Here is a 3,931-nt window from a genome sequence, read left to right as displayed (position 1 = left end):
TATCGGCTGCCGATCCAGACGCCTGACGGCCTAAGCGTTCCGCTGTCACGCGTTGCAGACATTACGTTAAGCCAAGCTTCTAGCAGTCTTCAACGTATCGATGGTCGGCGAATCATTACAGTGACCGCTGACTCAGAAGGAGATCAAGCAATTAACCAAGTGCTCGCCACGCTGCAGGAAGATGTTTTCCCCACGCTTAGCAATACCTGGGCAGGGCTTGAAGTGAGCATGGGCGGTCGGCAGCAAGATACCGCCGACAATTTAGCCACACTTCGCAACGCCATGTGGTTAATGCTGGCCGCGCTATATGCATTGTTGGCTATTCCTTTCCGGAGTTACTTTCAGCCACTGCTGGTACTGGCCGCTATTCCGTTTGGTATTGTCGGGGCCGTTGCAGGCCATATGCTAATGGGGTTCGGACTATCGATTATCAGCCTACTCGGTATGCTGGCACTTTCGGGCGTGGTAATTAACGATGCCCTGGTACTGATTGATTATGCTAACCGTAAACGTCGTGAGGGCATGGATGCCCGCGAAGCGATTGTCGCCGCGGCGACTCGCCGCCTACGGCCAATTATGATGACCTCACTCACCACGTTTTTAGGCTTGGCGCCAATGATTCTAGAAACCTCTCGCCAAGCGCGCTTTATGATACCCATGGCCATTTCGCTAGGGTTTGGCATGCTATTCGCCACGGTTATCTTGTTACTGGTAGTGCCCTGCCTCTATTTGGGTTTAGAAAACCTACGCGAACGACTCAACAAACCACCCCAACCAAGCCATGAAGGAGCCAGCTAATGAAACCGCTCGCTTCGCTACGCCAGTGGCGCCCTTCTCGACTGGGTCTAAAGCTTTTTGTGGCTATTTTAAGCGTCAACGTAGCCATTGCAGCAAGCGTGTTTCTAGCAGTGACTTACAGTATTGATCGCGGCTTTTTAGAATATCTCAATCAAGCCCAAGAGCGGCACGCTACGCTGCTGGCGGATGGGCTAATTACTCGCTGGGAAACCCAAGGCAGTTGGGAGTGGTTGGAGCAATCGCCAGAACGCTGGCCCTATATTGTGCGCTTTGAGCTTGGCCAGGCACACCGTGATCGCCCTTCTCCTCTCGGCGAAGCTCAGGACTTCGCTTTACGCAATAGCGATGGCCGATTCGTCGTCCCGCCTGTTGAGAGCGCACGCGGCTCAAACGGTTGGCGGTGGCTCACCCTGTATAGCGACGTGACCTCAAGCGGAAACAATGAGGCGATTGGAGAGCTGGGATTTCGTCCTCCGCAAGATATGATGGAGCGTATGGAAAGTCGCTTTTTAGAGCGCCAGCAGCGCAATTTGGTACTTATTGTTGTTTCTCTTGGTTTAGCATCGCTGTTACTGGCAGGAGGGCTTTCCTGGTGGCTAGGCCGACGCACCCGAGCTTTGGCAGGCGCAACGCTGCGCTTAACCGAAGGTGATTATCACACTCGGTTACCAGAACGCGGAAAAGATGAACTTTCCAGTTTGGCACGCGATTTCAACGTATTGGCGGCCACCCTAGAAGCTAGCCGTGACGCCAGAGCACGATGGGTATCAGACACAGCGCACGAGCTACGTACCCCGTTGGCAGTCCTACGTGGTGAAATCGAAGCGATGCAGGATGGGATTCGTCCGCTAAACCAGGAAAATCTTAGCTCACTGGCTCAAGAAGTGTCTCAACTGGAACGGTTAGTCACTGACTTGAGGCTGCTTTCGCAAAGTGATGCAGGCGCATTAGATATTCAGCTAGCGCCGATGAACCTTAGCGAAAGCTTGAAAGGCCGTTTATCCGATGCCGACCGCTGGCTAGAAGAGAGCGGCCTGACCCTGTCAAGCCAGCTTACCTCCGATATCATGATACAAGGGGATGCCCAACGCTTACGCCAGCTCTGGAATAACCTGCTGGATAACAGCTGCGCCTATACACAACCACCAGGAGAGCTACGGGTTTCATTAACCTGCGAGACTAACCATGCTGTGATTACTTGGGAAGACAGTTCCCCAGGCGTGCCTGAAAGCGAGCTTTCACGCTTAACTGAACGCCTATACCGCGTGGAAGGCTCACGTAACCGCGCAAGTGGCGGCAGCGGGCTGGGGCTCTCTATTGCAAGCGCGTTAGTCAATGCCCATGGCGGAACACTCTCACCTGGCGTTTCTGAGCTAGGCGGCCTGAAATGGACGCTGCGCTTTCCGCTACTTATTGCCTCTTAATCTAAGCGAGCTGACTATGTCTGAGAATAGTTCACCCCAAGACGCCTCACTGCTCATTGTTGAAGACGAGCCTAAAATTGCCCGCTTAATGGCGGACTATCTGGAAAACAATAATTTTGCTCCGACCATAATTGCCAACGGCAACGACGTTATGCCCTGGCTAACCCAGCACGTTCCTGCATTAGTACTGCTAGATGTCATGCTTCCTGGTAAAGATGGACTAACGCTGTGTCGAGAAATCCGTCAACACTGGCCTAACTTACCCATTATTATGGTGACCGCGAAAGTCGAGGAAGTTGATCGTTTACTGGGCTTGGAGCTAGGGGCAGACGACTATGTTTGCAAACCCTTTAGCCCCCGCGAAGTGGTTGCCCGCGTAAAAGCTGTATTACGCCGCAGCCAAGCCGCGGCGCAAGTCGATGACGCCTCCGACACCACCCCACAAGCACCAGTGACACTCGATGAAGAGGGCTGGCAGGCGCTTGCCAATGGGCACGACCTTGGCCTCACTGCCGTAGAATTCCAACTATTGCGCGTCATGATGCAGTCCCCGGGACGTATCTTCAGTCGCGAGCAGCTAATGGATCACATGTACCGGGATAACCGCATTGTCTCGGAGCGTACCGTGGACAGCCACATTAAGAAGCTACGCAAAAAAATCCATGAAGCACTCCCCGAGCTAGAGATTATTCGCTCCGTTTACGGGGTTGGTTATAAATATCAGCCAGAAGGATAAACCCGTCTATTTGCTCTCTACTATCGGTGGCTGANNNTTGCTCTCTACTATCGGTGGCTGAACTTGGCGATTTAAAAAGGCGATTCCCGCGTCAATAGCGCTACCACGCAGCAGAAAGCTGGCAAAATGCCCATAGCCACGCTGTAAGTAAAGCTCGCTTTCAGTGCCCTGGGCCTGGAGTGCTTGATAGAAGTCAGTTGCATGGTCAACGGGCACTAGCTGATCCCAACTGCCATGAAACAGAAAAAACGGTGGTGCCTGAGGGGTGATTTGCCGCGCAGGTGAAGCCAGCGCATAGGCCTCTGGTTTTTCGGCGCGGGTGCCGCCAATAAAGTCGACCACCAAGCGGCCGTCATCAAACTTCAGCAGGTCACTGGGTAGACCGCCAACCAGCACCGCTGCTAGCTTTGTGTGCTCGCCACCATAAGGGTCGCCAAGCGGGCCTTCATCGCCAGCCAAGGCAAGCAGGCTTATCAAATGTGCTCCAGAAGAAAAGCCAACGCCCACGATGCGGTCAGTATCCACTTGCCAACGCTCAGCGTTACTGTGAATCCAGCTCATCGCCTGTTGCAAATCATGTAGCTGTTCAGGGAATCGGTACTCGGGAGCAAAGCGGTGCTCAATATTCACTGTCACATATCCCTGCTCTGCTAACTGCTCAGCAATCGCTTCCATGTCGTCAGGTCCACGGTTGCGCCAGCCACCGCCATGCACAATGAGTGCAGCTGGTCGACGCTCTGCGTCTGATGCGTTCGGCAATAGTACCTGGGCGCTCAATGTTTGCGCCCAATCATCAGGTGTATAACGTTGGACGGGTAGTCGAGTAAAGGTCTGCGGAGTGTTCAGCATCCCCTGCTCAATGGCAGGTAGGCCCTGGCTGGCTTGATGCGTTGCACCGCAGCCACTTATCAAGAGAGTCAGCGCGCTTACGCCCAGGTATCGACGCATAATACGTAAATCCAGCATGTAAAAT

General features: G+C 53.6%; 4 protein-coding genes (1 of these 4 cut by a window edge). 3 read left to right on the top strand and 1 reads right to left on the bottom strand.

From position 1 onward, the window contains the following. The 3 genes in view from INT22_RS21460 to INT22_RS18105 are tightly spaced (at most 16 nt apart) and all read left to right on the top strand, a layout consistent with a single transcriptional unit that may run on beyond the window. Nucleotides 1-798, top strand: the 3' end of a protein-coding gene (locus INT22_RS21460; RefSeq protein WP_446718963.1) for an efflux RND transporter permease subunit. 984 nt of this gene lie to the left of the window's left edge; 798 of the gene's 1,782 nt are visible here — the last part of the coding sequence; its start codon lies off the left edge, out of view; the stop codon is at nucleotides 796-798. Further along, nucleotides 798-2,222 (top strand): ATP-binding protein, encoded by a 1,425-nt coding sequence (locus INT22_RS18110; protein ID WP_193068699.1) that lies wholly within the window; start codon nucleotides 798-800, stop codon nucleotides 2,220-2,222. The genes INT22_RS21460 and INT22_RS18110 overlap by 1 nt, the downstream gene beginning before the upstream one ends. A gap of 16 nt (nucleotides 2,223-2,238) precedes the next feature. Next, nucleotides 2,239-2,958 carry a response regulator gene (locus INT22_RS18105; protein WP_095604032.1) on the top strand — a complete coding sequence of 240 codons (720 nt, stop codon included), beginning with the start codon at nucleotides 2,239-2,241 and terminating at the stop codon, nucleotides 2,956-2,958. Between the two features lie 6 nt (nucleotides 2,959-2,964). On the opposite strand, the gene INT22_RS18100 is transcribed toward INT22_RS18105, so the two are convergent. Then, nucleotides 2,965-3,924, bottom strand: coding sequence for an alpha/beta hydrolase (locus INT22_RS18100; RefSeq protein WP_193068698.1), 960 nt, complete (start codon nucleotides 3,922-3,924; stop codon nucleotides 2,965-2,967). Nucleotides 3,925-3,931 lie beyond the last annotated feature (7 nt).

Source organism: Halomonas sp. 3D7M (genome assembly GCF_014897885.1).
Lineage (GTDB): Bacteria > Pseudomonadota > Gammaproteobacteria > Pseudomonadales > Halomonadaceae > Vreelandella.
The sequence above is the reverse complement of the archived record's forward strand: the minus strand, read 5'-3'. Positions and strand labels throughout refer to the sequence as shown.